Here is a 16077-nt window from a genome sequence, read left to right as displayed (position 1 = left end):
GGTCTGGCCCCTGTCAAGCGCTTTTGTTAGTTATTTCTATTTTTCGTACTCCATTTCCGCCATCCGCTTATACAGATCGAAACGGCGGGCAGTGAGTTCGGATGAGCGAGCCATGAGAGTCGCGGCCGCCTCCGGATTGTTCTTCTTCAGGACGCGGTAGCGGTTCTCGCCGTAAGCGTACTCCTCGAGAGAGATACTCGGGTCCTTACTGTCAAGGACGAGCGGGTTCTTGCCCTGCTCTGCCAACTCGGGGTTGTAACGGACCAGCGGCCAGTGGCCGGAAGCGACCGCACGCTTCTGGGTCTCGACGGCGGTGGACATGTCGATGCCGTGGGCGATGCAGTGGCTGTAGGCGAGGATCAGGGACGGGCCGTCATACGCCTCGGCCTCCATGAACGCCTTGACCACCTGGGCCGGGTTGGAGAGGGAGACCTTGGCGACGTAGACGTTGCCGTAGGCCATGGCGATCATGGCCAGGTCCTTCTTGGCCTGCGGCTTGCCGCCCGCGGCGAACTGCGCCACGGCGCCCATCGGGGTGGACTTGGAGGCCTGTCCGCCGGTGTTGGAGTAGACCTCGGTGTCGAGCACCAGGAGGTTTACGTTCTTGCCGGAGGCGATGACGTGATCCAGGCCGCCGTAACCGATGTCATAGGCCCAGCCGTCGCCGCCCACGATCCAGACCGACTTCTTGACCAGGTAATCGGCGATGGAGAGGAGCTTCTTGGCTGCTGCATCGCCGGAAGCGGTCAGGATCTCCTTAAGCTTGGCCACGCGGGTCCGCTGCGCCTCGACGCCCGCCTGGGTCTTCTGGTCAGCGCCCTTGATCTCGGCGACCAGGTCGGCCGGGAGGGAGAGGGTGTCGATCAGCTCAAGCGCCGCCTGGTTGAACTTGTCCACCGCGAGCCTCATGCCGAAGCCGAACTCGGCGTTGTCCTCGAAGAGGGAGTTGGACCAGGCCGGGCCGCGGCCGTCGGCGTTTTTCGCCCACGGGGTGGTCGGCAGGTTGCCGCCGTAGATGGAGGTGCAGCCGGTGGCGTTGGCGATGAGAGCGCGGTCGCCGAAGAGCTGGGACATGAGCTTCAGGTACGGGGTCTCGCCGCAGCCGGCGCAGGCGCCGGAGTATTCGAAGAGCGGGCGCACCAGCTGGCTCCCCTTGAGGGTGTCGAGCTTGAGGAGGCTCGGATCGGTCTCGGGGATGCTGAGGAAGAAGTCGTAGTTGGCGGCTTCGGAAACCCTGAGCGGCGCCTGGAACTTCATGTTGATCGCCTTGTGCTTGGGGTCTTCCTTGGACTTGGCCGGGCAGTTGGCCACGCAGGCGGCGCAGCCGGTGCAGTCCTCGGGGGCGACCTGGATGCTGCACTTCATCCCCTTGAACTCGTTGCCGCGGGCGTCGGCGGACTTGAAGGTCTCCGGCGCGCCGGCGAGCTTGTCGGCCTCGTACACCTTCATCCTGATGGTGGCGTGCGGGCAGACGAAGGAGCAGATACCGCACTGGATGCAGAGCTGCTCGTCCCACACCGGGATGTCGACGGCGATGTTGCGCTTCTCGTACTGCGAGGTCGCAGTCGGGAAGGTGCCGTCGGCCGGGAGCATGGAGACCGGGACGTCGTCGCCGCGGCCGGCGATCAGCTGGGCGGTGACTTCCTGCACGAACTGCGGGGCGTGGGCGCTCACGACGGCAGGCTTCTTGATCTTGCTGCTCGCGGTAGCCGGGACTGTGATTTCGAAGATGTTCTCCAGGGCTGCGTCGACAGCCTTGTTGTTCATCTCGACCACCTTCTCACCGGACTTGCCGTAGGACTTCTTGATGGCGTCCTTGATGGAGGCGATAGCCGCGTCGAGCGGCATGATGTTGGAGATCTTGAAGAAGGCGGTCTGCATGATCACGTTGATCCTGGCGCCGAGGCCCAGCTTCTCGCCGAGGGCGATGGCGTTGATCACGTAGAACTTGAGCTTCTTGTCGATGATCTGCTGCTGCACCTCGACCGGCATGGCGTTCCAGACGGCTTCCTTGTCGTCGGTCAGCGAGCAGAGCAGGAAGGTGCCGCCGACCTTGGCGCGGGAGAGCATGTCGTACTTCTCCAGGAAGGAGAAGTTGTGGCAGGCCACAAAGTCCGCCTGGTCGATCAGGTACGGGGAGCGGATCTCGCCCTTGCCGAAGCGCAGGTGCGACACGGTCACGGTGCCGGCCTTCTTGGAGTCGTAGACGAAGTAGGCCTGGACGTTGTTGTCGGTGTTTTCCCCGATGATCTTGATGGAGTTCTTGTTGGCGCCGACGGTGCCGTCGGAGCCCAGGCCGAAGAACATCGCGGAGTAGGTCCCGGCGGAGGGGTTCACGAAGGCGGCATCGAAATCGATCGAGCAGTTGGTGACGTCTTCCTTGATGCCCACCACGAAGTGGTTCTTCGGCTTGTCGGCTTTCAGGTTGTCGAACACGCCCTTGGCCATGCCGGGGGTGAACTCCTTGGAGCCCAGGCCGAAACGGCCGCCCACGATGATCGGGTAGGACTTGAAGGAGGTCTTGCCGTCGGCCATGGCCTCGCCGATGGCGGTCCTGACGTCGAGGTAGAGCGGCTCGCCCAGGGAGCCCGGCTCCTTGGTACGGTCGAGCACGGCGATCTTCTTGACGCTGGCCGGCAGGCAGGCGGCGACGGCGTCGACCGGGAACGGCCTGAACAGGCGCACCTTCAGGAGGCCCACCTTCTCACCGGAGGCGATCAGCGTCTCCAGGGTCTCCTGGACCGTGTCGGCGGCGCTGCCCATCACGATGACCACGCGCTCGGCGTCAGGGGCACCCACATATTCGGCGACGGAGTACTTGCGGCCGGTGAGGCCGGCGAACTTGTCCATCTCCTCCTGCACGATCTTAAGCGCCTGCGGGTAGTAGCCGTTGACGGTCTCGCGACCCTGGAAGTAGACGTCCGGGTTCTGGGCGGTGCCGCGCAGTACCGGGCGGTCCGGGGTGAGCGCGCGCGACCGGTGCGCCTGCACCAGCTCGTCGCTGATCATGAAGCGCATGTCGTCGAAGGTGAGTTCCTCGACCTTCTGCACCTCGTGCGAGGTCCTGAAGCCGTCGAAGTAGTGCATGAAGGGGACGCGCGCCCTGAGGGTGGCCGCCTGGGAGATCAGCGCGAAGTCCATGACCTCCTGCACGTTGTTGGAACAGAGCATGCCCCAGCCGGTGGAACGGGCAGCCATGACGTCGGAGTGGTCGCCGAAGATGTTTAGCGCGGCGGCCGAAATGGCGCGCGCCGAGATGTGGAACACGGTCGAGGTGAGCTCACCGGCGATCTTGAACATGTTCGGGATCATCAGCAGCAGGCCCTGGCTGGCGGTGAAGGTCGTGGTCAGGGCGCCGGCCTGGAGCGCGCCGTGGACGGCGCCGGAGGCGCCCCCTTCTGACTGCAGCTCGGAGACGGAGGGGACGGTGCCCCAGATGTTCTTCTCGCCGCGGGCGCTCTTCTCGTCCGAGATTTCCCCCATGACGGAGGAAGGGGTGATCGGGTAGATGGCGATCACCTCGTTGGTGGCGTGGGCCACGTGTGCGGCAGCGGTGTTACCGTCGATTGTTACCATTCTGCGGGACATTGATTTCCTCCTGTGTTTGAAAATCCAATTGAGCTTTACGGTAAAAGATCGTTCTAGTTCTCACTCGTGAAAAGGGCTTTAAAGCTCGGAACGCCCCTCCACCGCCCGCTGCACGGTCGCCGCATCCACGTATTCCAGGTCGGAGCCGATGGGGATGCCGTGCGCCAGACGCGTCACTTTGATCCCGAGCGGCTTGATCATCCTGGTCAGGTAGAGTGCCGTCGCCTCCCCTTCCACCGTGAAGTTGGTGGCGATCAGCACCTCGCGCACCTCGCCCCCTTCCAACCGCTGCATCAGCTCGGCGATCCTGAGGTCGCGGGGTGTAACGCCGTTTAACGGCGAAAGCGCCCCCTGCAGCACGTGGTAGCGGCCGCGGAAAGCCCGGCTTCTCTCAAGGGCCAGCAGGTCTTGCGGCTCCTCCACCACGCAAAGGGTGGCGCCGTCGCGCTCCCCCGAGCAGATCCAGCAGGGATCGTCCTCGGTAATGGCAAAACAGAGGGAGCAAAAACGGACCTTTTCCTTCACCTGGACCAGGCTCTCTGCTAACGCCTCAATATTACCGGGATATTTAAGCAGATGAAAGGCGAGCCGCAAGGCACTTTTTTCACCGACGCCAGGCAGTTTCTTCAATTCTCCCACCAGCCTGGTCAGCGAGCCCGAAAAATGTAGCATATTCCCACCATGGATAAAACAAGTTTTTACTGGTTATTTTTACCAAAAAAATTTTGATCGTAGAATTGGATAATTAAAGGGTGCACACCAATCGGCATGCACCCTCTCTTTTATCCGTGTCCTGCGAAAAGCGGCGCCCCTCTAGAAAAGGCCGGGGATGCTCAACCCGCCGGTGATCTTGCTCATCTCTTCGCTCATCTCCTGGTGCACCTTCTTGAGCGCCTCGTTGACGGCGGTCAGCACCAGATCCTGCAGCATCTCGACGTCTTCGGGATCGACGGCCTCTTTCTTGATGACCAGCGAGAGCACCTGATTCTTGCCGTTGACAACCACTGTTACCGCGCCGCCGCCGGTGGTAACCTCTGCGGTCTTCTCGGCCGCCTGCTCCTGCAGCTTGCCCATCTTCTGCTGCATCATCTGCGCTTGTTTCATGATCTGCGCCAAACCTTTAGACATCGTATCCTCCAATTTTCCTTTATTGTCGCAGCGTACCGCGGAACATTGTTATGATTTTGCCGCTTCTTTTTGAGGAAGTTCCTGCACCTCGGCGATCTCGCCGTCGAAAAGCTCCACCGCCGCGGCCACCAGCGGGTGCTCCTCCGCTTCGCGCCTCAGGACGGCCTTTCGCTCGGCGTCTTCAAGGCTTTTTTTTTCCGACAGGGTCGGGGCGGCGTCCGTGGGAGGCGCGTTCAGCGCCACCACCTTGACCTGCGTCGGGACGCCGAAGTGGGCCTGGGCCAGGCCCTTCAGTTCGTTGATCTGCTCCGGGTCCTGCAGCCGGGTCAGCTGGAAGGAGCCCTGCAGGCAGCCGATTTCGAGCACACCCTGCGCCACCTTGACCGGGTAGACCTGCTCCAGCGCGCCCCCCAGCATCGGCTTCTTCCCCTTGACCGCCTGCACGAAGCCACCCCAGAGGTCGCCGCCGGAGGCAAAGCTGGACGGTGCCGCCTGCGGCGCCGCGGCGGAGGGCGGCGTTGCTGCCGCAACCGGCGCGACCGGCGCGACCGGCGCGACCGGCGCTGCCGCAACGGGAGCTGCCGCGGGACGGGCGGGTGCGGCGTGCTGCTGAGGCGGCGCCTGGTGCTGTGCCGGACGCGGCGCCGGTGCGGACGGGCGTGGGGCCTCGCTGCGCGGCGGCAGCGCTCCGCCCTTTTCCAGGGCGTCCAGGCGGGCCAGCAGCTCCTGCACCGGTATGGCCGGGGCCAGGCTCGCCATCTTCATCAGCGCCATCTCCAGGATCAGGCGCGGGAAGCCCGCGTGCGCCATCTCAGCCTCGGCCTTGAGCAGGATGGCCAGGTGGCGCTGCAGGTCCTGGACCGAGGCTTGCGCGCCCAGCGCCGTCAGCTCGCCCTGCTCCGTGTCGGAGAGCTCCAGCAGGTCTCCCGGGTCCCCCACCGCTTTCAGAATGGCGATATTGCGGAACAGGTTAATCAGTTCCTGGCAGAATTGGCGCATGCTGTAGCCGAAAGAATCGACCTGGGCCACGATCTCCAGCGCCCCCTTGACGTCCGCCTGCAGCACGTTGCGGCAGCCATCCATGATCAGGCGCCGGTCCACCACGCCCAAAAGCGCGGCGACGTCGGCGTCGGAGACGCTATTGCCACAGAAGGCAAGCACCTGGTCCAGCGTGGAGAGGGAGTCGCGCATGCTGCCGTCACCCTTCCTGGCCACGACCGAGAGCGCCTCGTCGGAAACCTGCACCCCCTCCTGGTCCACGATAAAGCGCAGCCTGGAGACGATGCGCGGCAGCGCGATCCTCTTGAAGTCGAAGCGCTGGCAGCGCGACAGGATGGTGATGGGGACTTTGTGCGGTTCGGTGGTGGCGAAGATGAACTTGACGTGCGGCGGCGGCTCCTCCAGCGTCTTCAACAGGGCGTTGAAGGCGTTGGTGGTCAGCATGTGCACTTCGTCGATGATGAAGATCTTGTAGCGCGAGCGCGAGGGGAGGTACTTGATGTTGTCGCGCAGTTCCCGGATGTCGTCGACCCCGGTATTGGAGGCGCCGTCGATCTCGAAGACGTCCACTGAGTTGCCGTCGGTGATCTCGAGGCAGGTGGAGCAGGTGTTGCAGGGCTCGACGGTCAGGCCGCTCTCGCAGTTGAGGGCCTTGGCGAGGATGCGGGCCGAACTGGTCTTGCCCACGCCGCGGGCGCCGGTAAAGAGAAAGGCGTGCGCAACCCTGCCGCCGTCAATGGCGTTTTTAAGGGTCTGGCTGACGTGCTCCTGGCCGACCAGGTCGCTGAAGGTCTGGGGGCGCCATTTTCTAGCAAGGACAAGATAGGACAAGGCGGCGTACCTCTATGGCTTCACGTGGTTCATGGTTCGTGCGGGGCGTGGGGCGGGCGGGGGGTTGCGGAAAGAGCTGATAGCTGGGCTACCCCGCGGCACACGGGGGCGGTTACTGCCGCTGCTTCCTTCCGGACCTGACGGGGTTCATAACCTTCCGTTGCGCGGGACCCAGCTATCAGGTCTATCCGCAAAGGGTAAATATTAGTATGGCGGAGAGAGAGGGATTCGAACCCTCGGTACGCTATTAACGTACACACGCTTTCCAGGCGTGCTCCTTCAACCACTCGGACATCTCTCCACAACAAGGAGGAGATATATAATACACACCGCATTAATTGTAAAGGGAATTCTTCAGGGGGACGTAAAACGTCGGGAGGCCCTTCAGCAACGGTGGGCCGGACCCGGCACCAGTGCGCTGCGGTCAGCCGGCGATCTCGTCGGGGCGGCGGCCCTTTTTGCGCGTGAGGATGGCCTGCAGGAGGGTTTGCTTGTCTTTTTGCAGCAGTTGCTTGGCGATGATGGAGCGCACCGAGAGAAGCTCCTTCCTGAGTGCCTCAGCGTTCTTGACCAGGTGCCGGGCCCGGGGATCGCTGCGGACGTAGGGTGCGAGCAGATGCACGGCCTCGGAGATCTTGCGGCTCACCAGCACGCGCTCACGGTAGTCTTCCAGCCGGCCCGAGTGGAGGCGTTCCTCTAGTGCAGCAAACTCCGCGCTGAAGTAATTGATCACGTCGGAGTGGAGGACATCTTCTTGTTTCATAAGCTCACCCTTAATTAAGCTTCTCACAGCTATTTCTCCTCAGGCTTCAAGAGCCTATTCGGCTGCTGCCGTTTTTTCTTTACTTTTATTTGGGGTCGGCGCAAAAACTTTGCCTGCCAAGTATCTGGATAATCGGCCCCGTTTTTGCTATGCTCAACCGGTGCTGACTGCTCAACCCACCAAAGCGAAAGGCCCCGCCCCGATACGATGACCATGCCAGAAGCGCAGTACCTGAAACAGCTCAACGAGAAACTGACCTCCCCCACCTGCCACGTGAGCGTAGCGGGGCTCGAGGGATCGGCGCCGGCCTACCTGCTGTCGCGGCTTGCCGACAACGGCGCCCCGCCGCTGTTGGTGCTGACCGCCGACCAGGAAAGCGCGGACGAGCTCGCGCGCGAACTTCGCTACTTCGCCGCCAAGCCAGAATCCGTGCTTGCCTTTCCCGCCTGGGACGTCACCCCCTTCGACGCCGCCTCGCCCCACCCGGACCTGGTCGGCGAGCGGCTGAACGCCCTGGTACGCATGCTGGACGGCGGTGCCCGGGCGGTGGTGCTTTCGGTGGCGAGCGCGATGCAGCGGGTGATCCCGCGCGCCACCCTGGGCGGGGTCTGCCAGTACCTGGTGGCCGGCGAGGAGCTGGAGCGCGACGGGCTGGTGGAAAAGCTGGTCAAGCTCGGCTATTCCCACGTCCCCTTGGTCGAGGACCGCGGCACCTTCTCGGTACGCGGCGGGATTCTGGACATCTTCCCTCCCGACCGGGATCAGCCGCTGCGCATCGAGTTCTTCGGCGACACGGTCGAGACCATGCGCCTGTTCGACCCCGTCTCTCAGCGCTCCCTGGAGCCGCTGGAGGAATTGGTGCTGCTCCCCTCCCGCGAGGTGATCCTATCCGAGCAGGTAGTGAAGGAGCTGGCCCCGCGGCTCAAGCGCCGCTGCGACCACCTCGGCATCGGCGCCGACCGGCGCCGCGAACTCCTGGAGCAGCTGCAGCACGCCATCTACCCACCCGGTGTCGAGTTTCTGCAGCCCCTGTTCCACCCCGAGCTGGAAACGATTCTCGATTACGTCGGCACCGACGCGGTCCGGGTCCTGGTCGACCCGGACGCCATTGCCGAAGCGCTGCAGCGCTTCGGGGAGGACCTGGAGAGCGCCGCCAAACGGGCCGAACTGCGCGACGCCATCGTCTGCGACCCTACCGAGCTGTACCTCTCGGCGCAGCAACTGGAGAGCGCCCTGGCCGGCGGCCGGCGGCTGGAGTTCCCCCGCCTTGAGATCGAGGGGGAAGGGGGCGAGCGGCTCCGGGTCGCCTGCTCCGGCAACCAGGACCTGAGACTGGACACCAACCCGGAAGGGGAGCGGGTGCTGGCCCCTTTGACCGAGAAGATGGTGACCTGGATCGCCGCGGGAAACCGCGTGCTGGTCCCCTGCCACCAGGCCGGGCAGGCCAGGAGGCTCTACGAGCTCCTGTCCCACTACCGCCTCCCGCTGGAACACTCCCAGGACTCCTTCCAGACCGCAGCCTCCCGCCCCCCCGGCCGGGTCGAGATCCTGATCGGCGAGATCTCGCGCGGCTTCCGCCTGGAAGAGGAGCGCCTGGTGGTGGTTGCCGAGGAGGAGATCTTCGGCAAGAGGGTGAAGCGGCGCGGCCTCTCGGAGGCGAAGAAGAAGCAGCTCCTCACCTCGCTGGCGGAATTGAAGCCGGGCGACCACATGGTGCACATCGACTTCGGCGTGGCCCTCTACCGGGGCTTGCAGCACCTGAGCCTCACCGGCATGGAAGGGGATTTTCTGCTCCTCGAGTACGCCGGCGGCGACAAGCTCTACCTCCCGGTGGACCGCATCAACCTGGTGCAGCGCTACGTGGGCGCCGAGGGGATCGAGCCGAGGCTGGACCGCCTGGGTGGCGCCAGCTGGGAAAAAGCCAAGGCCAAGGCCCGGGCCGAGATCCAGGAGATGGCGGCGGAACTGCTGAAGATCCACGCCGCCCGCGAGATCCAGGAAGGGTACCGCTTCTCCCCGGCCGACGACATGTACCGCGCCTTCGAGGCCTCCTTCGCCTTCGAGGAGACTCCGGACCAGGCCGCCGCCATCGACCAGGTCATCGCCGACATGGAAAGCCCCCGCCCCATGGACCGCCTGGTCTGCGGCGACGTCGGCTACGGCAAGACCGAGGTGGCCATGCGCGCCGCCTTCAAGTCGACTCTGGACGGCAAGCAGGTGGCGATACTGGTGCCGACCACGGTGCTCGCCCAGCAGCACGCGGAAAGCTTCGCGGCCCGCCTCAAGGATTATCCGGTGCGGGTGGAGATGCTGTCCCGCTTCCGCACCCCGCAGCAGCAAAAACAGATCCTCGAGGGGGTAAAGAAGGGGGAGGTCGACATCGTGATCGGCACCCATCGCCTGCTGCAAAAGGACGTGGTCTTCAAGGACCTGGGGCTGTTGATCGTGGACGAGGAGCAGCGCTTCGGCGTGGCCCACAAGGAGAGGCTCAAGCAGTTCCGGGCCGTAGTGGACATCCTCACCCTGACCGCGACCCCGATCCCGCGCACCCTGTACATGTCGCTGATGGGGATCCGGGACCTCTCCATCATCGACACCCCGCCGGTGGACCGGCTCGCCATCAAGACCTTCGTCTCCCGCTCCTCGGATGAGCTGATCCGCGAGGCGGTGCTGCGCGAGTTACGCCGCGGCGGCCAGGTCTTCTTCGTGCACAACCGGGTGCAGTCCATCGGCGCCATGGCCGAGGAGCTCAGGCGCATCGTCCCCGAGGCGAAGATCGCCGTCGGGCACGGCCAGATGGCGGAGAAGGAGCTGGAGCAGGTCATGCTCTCCTTCATGCACGGCGAGGCGAACCTCCTTCTGTGCACTACCATCATTGAGAGCGGCCTCGACATCCCGACTGCCAACACCCTGATCGTGAACCGCGCCGACACCTTCGGCCTTTCCCAGCTCTACCAGCTGCGCGGCAGGGTCGGCCGCTCCAAGACCCGCGCCTATGCCTACCTCCTGATCCCCGGGGAGGGCTCCATCTCCTCCGACGCGCGCGAGCGGCTGAAGATCATCCAGGAGCTGACCGAACTTGGGGCAGGTTTCAGAATCGCCACCCACGACCTCGAGATCCGCGGCGCAGGCGACCTCTTGGGAGCCCGCCAAAGCGGCGACATCGCGGCGGTCGGCTTCGAGCTTTACACCGAGCTCCTCGACGAGGCGGTGCGCACATTGAAGGGAGAAGCGCTCCCCGAGCGGGTGGAGCCGGAGATCAAGCTCAAGGTCCCCGCCTTCATCCCGGAGGACTACGTCCGGGACCCGAACCAGCGCCTGCTCATCTACAAGAAGCTCACCCAGCCCGCCGACGAGGCGGAGGTCGACGACATCCGCGAGGAACTGGCGGACCGCTTCGGACCGCTGCCCGTCGCGGCGCTCTACCTCTTGGAGGTGATGCGCCTGCGCGTCTCCCTGAAACGGCTCCTGGTGAAGGAGATCGAGTTCTCCGGCAAAGAGCTCTCGCTCGCCTTCCACGAGAGGACGCCGGTCTCGCCGGATGCCATCACCGGGCTGTTGCGGAAAGAGAAAGGAAAATACAGGTTTACGCCCGACTTCCGGCTTTACGTCCGGGTCGGCGACAGCTCGTTCGACGGGGTGCTGGCCGAGGCCAGAAATGTCTTGAAATGCCTAGTGTGATATGCTAGCGTTCCCGCGGATTGGAATAAATTTACGCTAATAACAAAAGGAGCCAATCGTGCACTTCAGCAAAACCGCCGCAATACTTATTATCGCACTCAGCGTCGCCGTCACCGGCTGCAAAAAGCAGGAGGGGGCCACGGAGGCTAAACAGGAAGGCCCCGGCAAGGGGATCGTCCTCGCCGAGGTAAACGGCGCCAGCATCACCGACAAGGATTTCTACAAAGAGCAAGCCGCCCTGCCTCCCCAGCTCAAGCCGATGACCGAGACCCCGGAAGGGAAGAAGGAGATGATCGACACCATGGTGGTGCGCGAGCTGATCCTGCAGCAGGCGTCCAAAGACGGCATCGACAAGAGCCCGGAAGTGGCCGCCAAGCTCGAGGACCTGAAGAAGCGCGTCATCGTCGAGGCTTTCCTCAAGAAGAAGATCGAGGAGTCCGCCAAGGTAAGCGACGCCGAGATGCAGGACTACTACAACAAGAACAAGGATAAGTTCAAATCCGACGCCCAGATCAGGGCTAGCCACATCCTGGTGAAGTCCGAGGTGCAGGCCAAGGAGATCGAGAAGCAGCTCAAGGGTGGCGCGAGCTTCGAGGAGCTGGCCAAGAAGAACTCCGTCGACGGCGCGGCCGCGAAGGGTGGCGACCTGGGCTGGTTCAGCAAAGGCTCCATGATTCCCGACTTCGAGAAGGTTGCCTTCGGCCTCAAGGACGGGGAGACCTCCGGGATCGTGAAGACCCAGTTCGGCTACCACATCATCAAAAAGACCGGCTCCCGCCAGGCCGGCGTCCGCACCCTCGACGAGGTGAAGGACGAGATCAAGGCAGCCCTGGCCCCCGCCAAGCAGCAGGAGACCTTCAAGACCCTCAAGGAGGACCTGAAGAAGCAGGCCAAAATTTCCGTCAAGGAAGACGCCCTGAAGGAATTGGGCGGTGAAGGCGCCAAGGGTGGCGATGCACACCCCGGCACCCCGGGCGAGGCCGCACAGCCCGCCAAGGCGAAGTAATCGGAATCATTCAGGCAACAACAGAAATAAACAGACGGCCGGGCTAGTCCCGGCCGTTTTTGCACAAGCCGCCTCAGCGGCCACAGAGAGAACCCATGGTTAAGATCATCACGGCCTGCAGCCTGCTGGCCCTTCTCGCAGTCACTCCCAGTTTCGCCAACACCAAACAGGTGAGCGGTATCGCCGCCATCGTCAACGACGACGTGATCACCAGCATCGACGTCGACAAGGAATTGGTCCAGGTGCAGAAGGAGGCCGAGAAGCTCCCGGCGTCCGAGAAGACCGCGCTCCGAAGCACCGCCTTGAACCGCCTGGTGGACCGCAAGCTGGTCGAGCAGAAAATCCGCGAGCTGGATATCAAGGTCAGCGACGAGGACGTGCGGCTGGCCATCGAGGACGTTAAGAAGCAGAACAACCTGACCCAGGAAGCCCTGGAGCAGGCGCTCGCGACCCAGGGGCTCACCGTCCCGCAGTACAAGGTGCAGCTCAAGGAACAACTGGAGCGGATGCGGCTCATGAGCCAGGAGGTCCGCTCCAAGATCCAGGTGGGCGAGCGCGAGATGCGCGAATACTATGAGGCGCACCGGGCCGACTACGGCGGCGGCAGCGAGACCTTCCACGCGCGGCACATCTTCTTTAAAGTGGACCCGAAGGGAAGCGCCGAGGAGGCAGCCAAGACCCGTAAGCTCGCCGACGAGGTACTGGCCAAGGCCCGGGCGGGCGAGGATTTCGTGGAACTGGCCAAGAAATACTCGCAGGACCCGGCGGCCGCCAAGGACGGGGGCGACCTGGGGACCTTCAAGAAAAGCGACATGCTGGCCGAAATCGGCAACTCGGTCGCCGCCATGAAGCCCGGCGAGGTAAGCTCGCTGGTGGCGAGCCCGGCCGGTCTGCACATCATCAAGCTGGAACAAAAGAGCCAGGAGAAAGGGCGCCCCTTCGAGGAGGTGAAGGATTCCATCGAAGAGCAGCTCTACAAGAAGAAATCCGACGAGCGCTTCAACCAGTGGGTCAAAGACCTGCGCAGCGCCGCCAGCATCGACATCAAGCAGCCCTAAGCTGTCTTGGCATTGAAGTAACAAAAACCCCCTCGCCGTCACTGGTCGAGGGGGTTTTGTTTTCCGCCTTATTGAGCTGCGTCAGGACCTAGAGTCCTTCCGCCGCCAGTTGTTCCACCAATTCGCGCTGGCGCGTGGTGGGTTTTTCCGGCACGTGCACCGCGATCCTCACGTACATGTCGCCGCGCGCCTGCGATCCGAGCACCGGGAAGCCCAGCCCCTTCAGGCGCACCTTGGTGCCGGACTGGATGCCGGCGGGAATCTTGATCCTCTTGGTCCCCTCCATGGTCGGCACCTCGATGTGGCCGCCGAGCACCGCCTGCGAAAAGCGCACCTCGTGGTTGAGCACGATGTCGGCACCCTCGCGCTGGAACAGGGGGTCCGTCCCCACCGTCACCGAAAGGAAGAGGTCGCCGGCGGGCCCGCCCATGCGTCCCGGTGCGCCGCGCCCGGCCACCCTGAGCCTCGCTCCACTCTCGATCCCGGCCGGAATCTTGACCGACAGCTCCTCACGGGCGCCGTCACGCATGAAGGCCACCCGTTTTTCGGCGCCGTCATAGGCGTCGCGGAAGGTGGCCTGGATCTCCATGGAGAAGTCCTCTCCCTTGGCGGCCATGGGGCGGCCGCGGCCACCGCGTTGGCGCCGTACGGCATCGCCGAAGATGCGGGAGAAGATGTCGTCGGTGCCAAAGCCCTGATCCCGGAACATGTCGTCGACGTTGAAGTTCCTGAAGATATCCTCCTGCGAGAAGCGCTGGTGGAAATCGGTGGAGCCGAACTGGTCGAACTGCTCTTTCTTCTTCGGGTCGGACAGGACCGCGTACGCCTCGTTGATCTCCTTGAAGCGCTCCTCGGCCTGCTTGTCGCCCTGGTTCTTGTCCGGGTGATACTTGACCGCAAGTTTGCGGTAGGCCCGTTTGATTTCGTCAGCCGAAGCGCCCTTCTTGAGTCCAAGCACCTCGTAATAATCTCTCTGCGCCATGTTTAAATCCCTTTCACATTTCCTTCGTTTGAGCTGCACAGAATGTAATAGCTGACCGGGTCATTGTCAACATGTTGTAAACCTTGACAACCCGCTGCAGGCGCGCTTATATAGGCTGGAATTAACGACCCTTAAAAACAGGAGCTGCCAGATGAAGCAATTCGACGCCATCGTCATAGGTGCAGGGATCAGCGGTCTCAGTTTCGCAAGCCATGCAGCTGCCAAGGGGCTGAATACGCTGGTCCTTGAGAAGAGCGACCGACCGGGCGGCTGCTTTCATTCGCATCGATTCCAAGGGAGCGCCGCCGGGTTCTGGCTCGAGCTTGGGGCCCACACTTGCTACAACTCCTACGGGGGATTGCTGGAACTGATGGAGCGACACGGCCTGATGGGGAACATCCTCCCGAGGGAAAAGGTGTCGTTCAAGCTGCTGGTGAAGAACGAGGTGAAGAGCATCCCCTCGCAGCTCTCCTTCCCCGAGTTGGCCTGCTCCGCGTGGAAGCTGTTCACCCAGAAAAAGGACGGGGCGAGCGTCGCCTCGTATTACGGCGGCATCGTCGGCCGCAGGAACTACGAGCGAGTCTTCGGTCCCGCCTTCAACGCCGTCATCTCCCAGCGCGCCGACGATTTCCCCGCCGACATGCTGTTCAACAAACGCCCCAGGAGAAAGGACGTCATCAAGAGCTTCACCCTGCAGGGGGGGCTTAACAGCGTCATCGACAAGCTCGCCGTCGCGGACCGGGTTACCCTGCAAACGGGCGCCGAAGTAACGCGCATCGCCAAGGATGGTGACGGCTACACCGTTGAACTGGCGGACGGGACCGTGTACCAGGCGCCGCGGCTGACACTGGCCGCCCCTCCCCCGGCAAGCGCCCAGCTTGCCGCTCAGATCGCGCCGGAACTGGCCAAGGTGCTCACCCAGATCAAGCTGGAGACTATCGAGAGCGTAGGGGTGGCGGTGCAGAAGAGCAAGCTGAAGCTCCCGCTTATCGCCGGCCTGATCCCGATCGGGGAGGAGTTCTACTCCGCCGTCTCCCGCGACACCGTGTTGCATGACAGCTATCGCGGGTTCAGCTTCCATTACAAAGCCGGCAAGGTTTCCCTGGAGGCCAAGCTGAAGCGGATCGCCTCGGTACTGCAGGTGCAGGAAGGAGATCTCGAGCAGGTGGTGCAGCGCGAGAGCCAGCTACCCTCTCCGGTGGTCGGCCACAAGGCCCTCACCGACCAGATCGACCGTCTCGTGGCTGGCAGCAACCTCTACGTCACCGGCAACTACTTCGCCGGAATGGCCGTCGAGGATTGCATCGTGCGCTCCAAGAAAGAGTTCGAAAGGCTGTCCGCGTCGCTGTAACGCCCGCTGCGGTTAACTGTGCAAAAAGCCCGTCCACGCAGTGGGGCGGGCTTTTTTGTGCCGGGTGCGGAGTATCACGGAGCGCCTCTACCGCACCAGAACGCACGGTCGCACCCGCCCCTAAAGACCCCACCGCCACACGCACAACCCCGCGACCCCGCCATACAGCAACACCCCGGCCGGACTGGAGACCGCGACCTTCAGGTCCTGCCCCGAGGGGATCGAGCTGTAGCTGAAAACATATATGGCCACATACATCAACAGGGTGTGCGGCAGATCTCCCGGGAACCAGGTACGCCATCCCAGGTACAGGTAGTAGGCTGCCACGTTCAACAACAGCGGCGCCAGCGCCGAGGGAAGCGCGGAAACCGGTCCGGGATTGCTGATGGTGACCGCCCCCAACACCCACCGGCCGGGACCGTCCCGCCTGGGTATCACCGTGAAACCTATGGGCCGCCCGCCGGTTACCGCAGCGACCAGCAGGTGGGAAAACTCGTGCAATAGTGTCCCCGGGAGCGCCCAACAGATCTGCCAAAAGGCTCCTGCCCTCCCCACCCGCGCCTGCAATACCGCCAGTCCGATCACCAGCAGCACCCCGGCAAAGTGATGCCACCGTTCCGGATCGACTGCCACCTGCATCATACCGCCCATATTCCACCCCTCCCGCAAAGCTGCGGCAGCATAACCCGA

The 16077-nt window shown here is 63.4% G+C and carries 11 protein-coding genes, 1 tRNA gene and 1 other RNA gene; 4 read left to right on the top strand and 9 right to left on the bottom strand.

Features of this window, described 5'->3' with window-relative positions; translation table 11 throughout:
* Positions 1–36: 36 nt before the first annotated feature.
* From nifJ to JFN90_RS02205, 7 genes are all read right to left on the bottom strand, one after another.
* Positions 37–3588 (bottom strand): pyruvate:ferredoxin (flavodoxin) oxidoreductase, encoded by a 3552-nt coding sequence (gene nifJ, locus JFN90_RS02235; protein WP_199393466.1) that lies wholly within the window; start codon positions 3586–3588, stop codon positions 37–39.
* A 78-nt stretch (positions 3589–3666) separates the two neighbouring features.
* Entirely contained in the window at positions 3667–4260 is a 594-nt protein-coding gene (recR, locus tag JFN90_RS02230) for a recombination mediator RecR (RefSeq protein WP_199393465.1), read from the bottom strand.
* Between the two features lie 141 nt (positions 4261–4401).
* Positions 4402–4716 carry a YbaB/EbfC family nucleoid-associated protein gene (locus tag JFN90_RS02225; RefSeq protein WP_199393464.1) on the bottom strand — a complete coding sequence of 105 codons (315 nt, stop codon included), beginning with the start codon at positions 4714–4716 and terminating at the stop codon, positions 4402–4404.
* Between the two features lie 48 nt (positions 4717–4764).
* Positions 4765–6546 (bottom strand): DNA polymerase III subunit gamma/tau, encoded by a 1782-nt coding sequence (gene dnaX, locus JFN90_RS02220; protein ID WP_199393463.1) that lies wholly within the window; start codon positions 6544–6546, stop codon positions 4765–4767.
* Positions 6547–6624: 78 nt separating this feature from the next.
* Positions 6625–6723, bottom strand: an RNA gene (gene ffs / locus JFN90_RS02215) — signal recognition particle sRNA small type.
* A gap of 33 nt (positions 6724–6756) precedes the next feature.
* A tRNA-Ser gene (locus JFN90_RS02210) sits at positions 6757–6847 on the bottom strand.
* 123 nt (positions 6848–6970) lie between these two features.
* The gene (locus JFN90_RS02205) at positions 6971–7309 is read right to left on the bottom strand and encodes a hypothetical protein (RefSeq protein WP_199393462.1); all 339 of its coding nucleotides are present in this window, start codon (positions 7307–7309) and stop codon (positions 6971–6973) included.
* A gap of 207 nt (positions 7310–7516) precedes the next feature.
* On the opposite strand from JFN90_RS02205, the gene mfd reads away from it, so the two are divergent.
* The 3 genes from mfd to JFN90_RS02190 all read left to right on the top strand — a co-directional run bounded on the left by mfd (position 7517) and on the right by JFN90_RS02190 (position 13054).
* Complete coding sequence (gene mfd, locus JFN90_RS02200) at positions 7517–10990, top strand: transcription-repair coupling factor (RefSeq protein WP_199393461.1); 3474 nt, start codon at positions 7517–7519, stop codon at positions 10988–10990.
* A gap of 58 nt (positions 10991–11048) precedes the next feature.
* Positions 11049–11996, top strand: coding sequence for a peptidylprolyl isomerase (locus JFN90_RS02195; RefSeq protein WP_199393460.1), 948 nt, complete (start codon positions 11049–11051; stop codon positions 11994–11996).
* Between the two features lie 95 nt (positions 11997–12091).
* Positions 12092–13054, top strand: a complete 963-nt coding sequence (locus tag JFN90_RS02190; protein WP_199393459.1) for a peptidylprolyl isomerase — start codon at positions 12092–12094, stop codon at positions 13052–13054.
* Positions 13055–13142: 88 nt separating this feature from the next.
* Here JFN90_RS02190 and JFN90_RS02185 read toward each other — a convergent pair whose 3' ends face one another.
* Complete coding sequence (locus tag JFN90_RS02185) at positions 13143–14036, bottom strand: DnaJ C-terminal domain-containing protein (protein WP_199393458.1); 894 nt, start codon at positions 14034–14036, stop codon at positions 13143–13145.
* Positions 14037–14187: 151 nt separating this feature from the next.
* On the opposite strand from JFN90_RS02185, the gene JFN90_RS02180 reads away from it, so the two are divergent.
* Positions 14188–15387, top strand: coding sequence for a protoporphyrinogen/coproporphyrinogen oxidase (locus JFN90_RS02180; RefSeq protein ID WP_199393457.1), 1200 nt, complete (start codon positions 14188–14190; stop codon positions 15385–15387).
* Between the two features lie 120 nt (positions 15388–15507).
* On the opposite strand, the gene JFN90_RS02175 is transcribed toward JFN90_RS02180, so the two are convergent.
* Positions 15508–16038, bottom strand: a complete 531-nt coding sequence (locus tag JFN90_RS02175; RefSeq protein ID WP_199393456.1) for a hypothetical protein — start codon at positions 16036–16038, stop codon at positions 15508–15510.
* Positions 16039–16077: the final 39 nt, after the last annotated feature.

Origin of the sequence: Geomonas propionica, assembly GCF_016458235.1 — a bacterium.
GTDB lineage: Bacteria > Desulfobacterota > Desulfuromonadia > Geobacterales > Geobacteraceae > Geomonas > Geomonas propionica.
This window is presented reverse-complemented; position numbering and strand designations above follow the sequence as displayed.

What these genes read in the sequence shown, in the direction of transcription:
- nifJ (WP_199393466.1), bottom strand. Translation starts at nt 3,588, where the DNA reads ATGTCCCGCAGAATGGTAACAATCGACGGTAACACCGCTGCCGCACAC.
- recR (WP_199393465.1), bottom strand. Translation starts at nt 4,260, where the DNA reads ATGCTACATTTTTCGGGCTCGCTGACCAGGCTGGTGGGAGAATTGAAG.
- JFN90_RS02225 (WP_199393464.1), bottom strand. Translation starts at nt 4,716, where the DNA reads ATGTCTAAAGGTTTGGCGCAGATCATGAAACAAGCGCAGATGATGCAG.
- JFN90_RS02205 (WP_199393462.1), bottom strand. Translation starts at nt 7,309, where the DNA reads ATGAAACAAGAAGATGTCCTCCACTCCGACGTGATCAATTACTTCAGC.
- mfd (WP_199393461.1), top strand. Translation starts at nt 7,517, where the DNA reads ATGACCATGCCAGAAGCGCAGTACCTGAAACAGCTCAACGAGAAACTG.
- JFN90_RS02190 (WP_199393459.1), top strand. Translation starts at nt 12,092, where the DNA reads ATGGTTAAGATCATCACGGCCTGCAGCCTGCTGGCCCTTCTCGCAGTC.
- JFN90_RS02185 (WP_199393458.1), bottom strand. Translation starts at nt 14,036, where the DNA reads ATGGCGCAGAGAGATTATTACGAGGTGCTTGGACTCAAGAAGGGCGCT.
- JFN90_RS02180 (WP_199393457.1), top strand. Translation starts at nt 14,188, where the DNA reads ATGAAGCAATTCGACGCCATCGTCATAGGTGCAGGGATCAGCGGTCTC.
- JFN90_RS02175 (WP_199393456.1), bottom strand. Translation starts at nt 16,038, where the DNA reads ATGGGCGGTATGATGCAGGTGGCAGTCGATCCGGAACGGTGGCATCAC.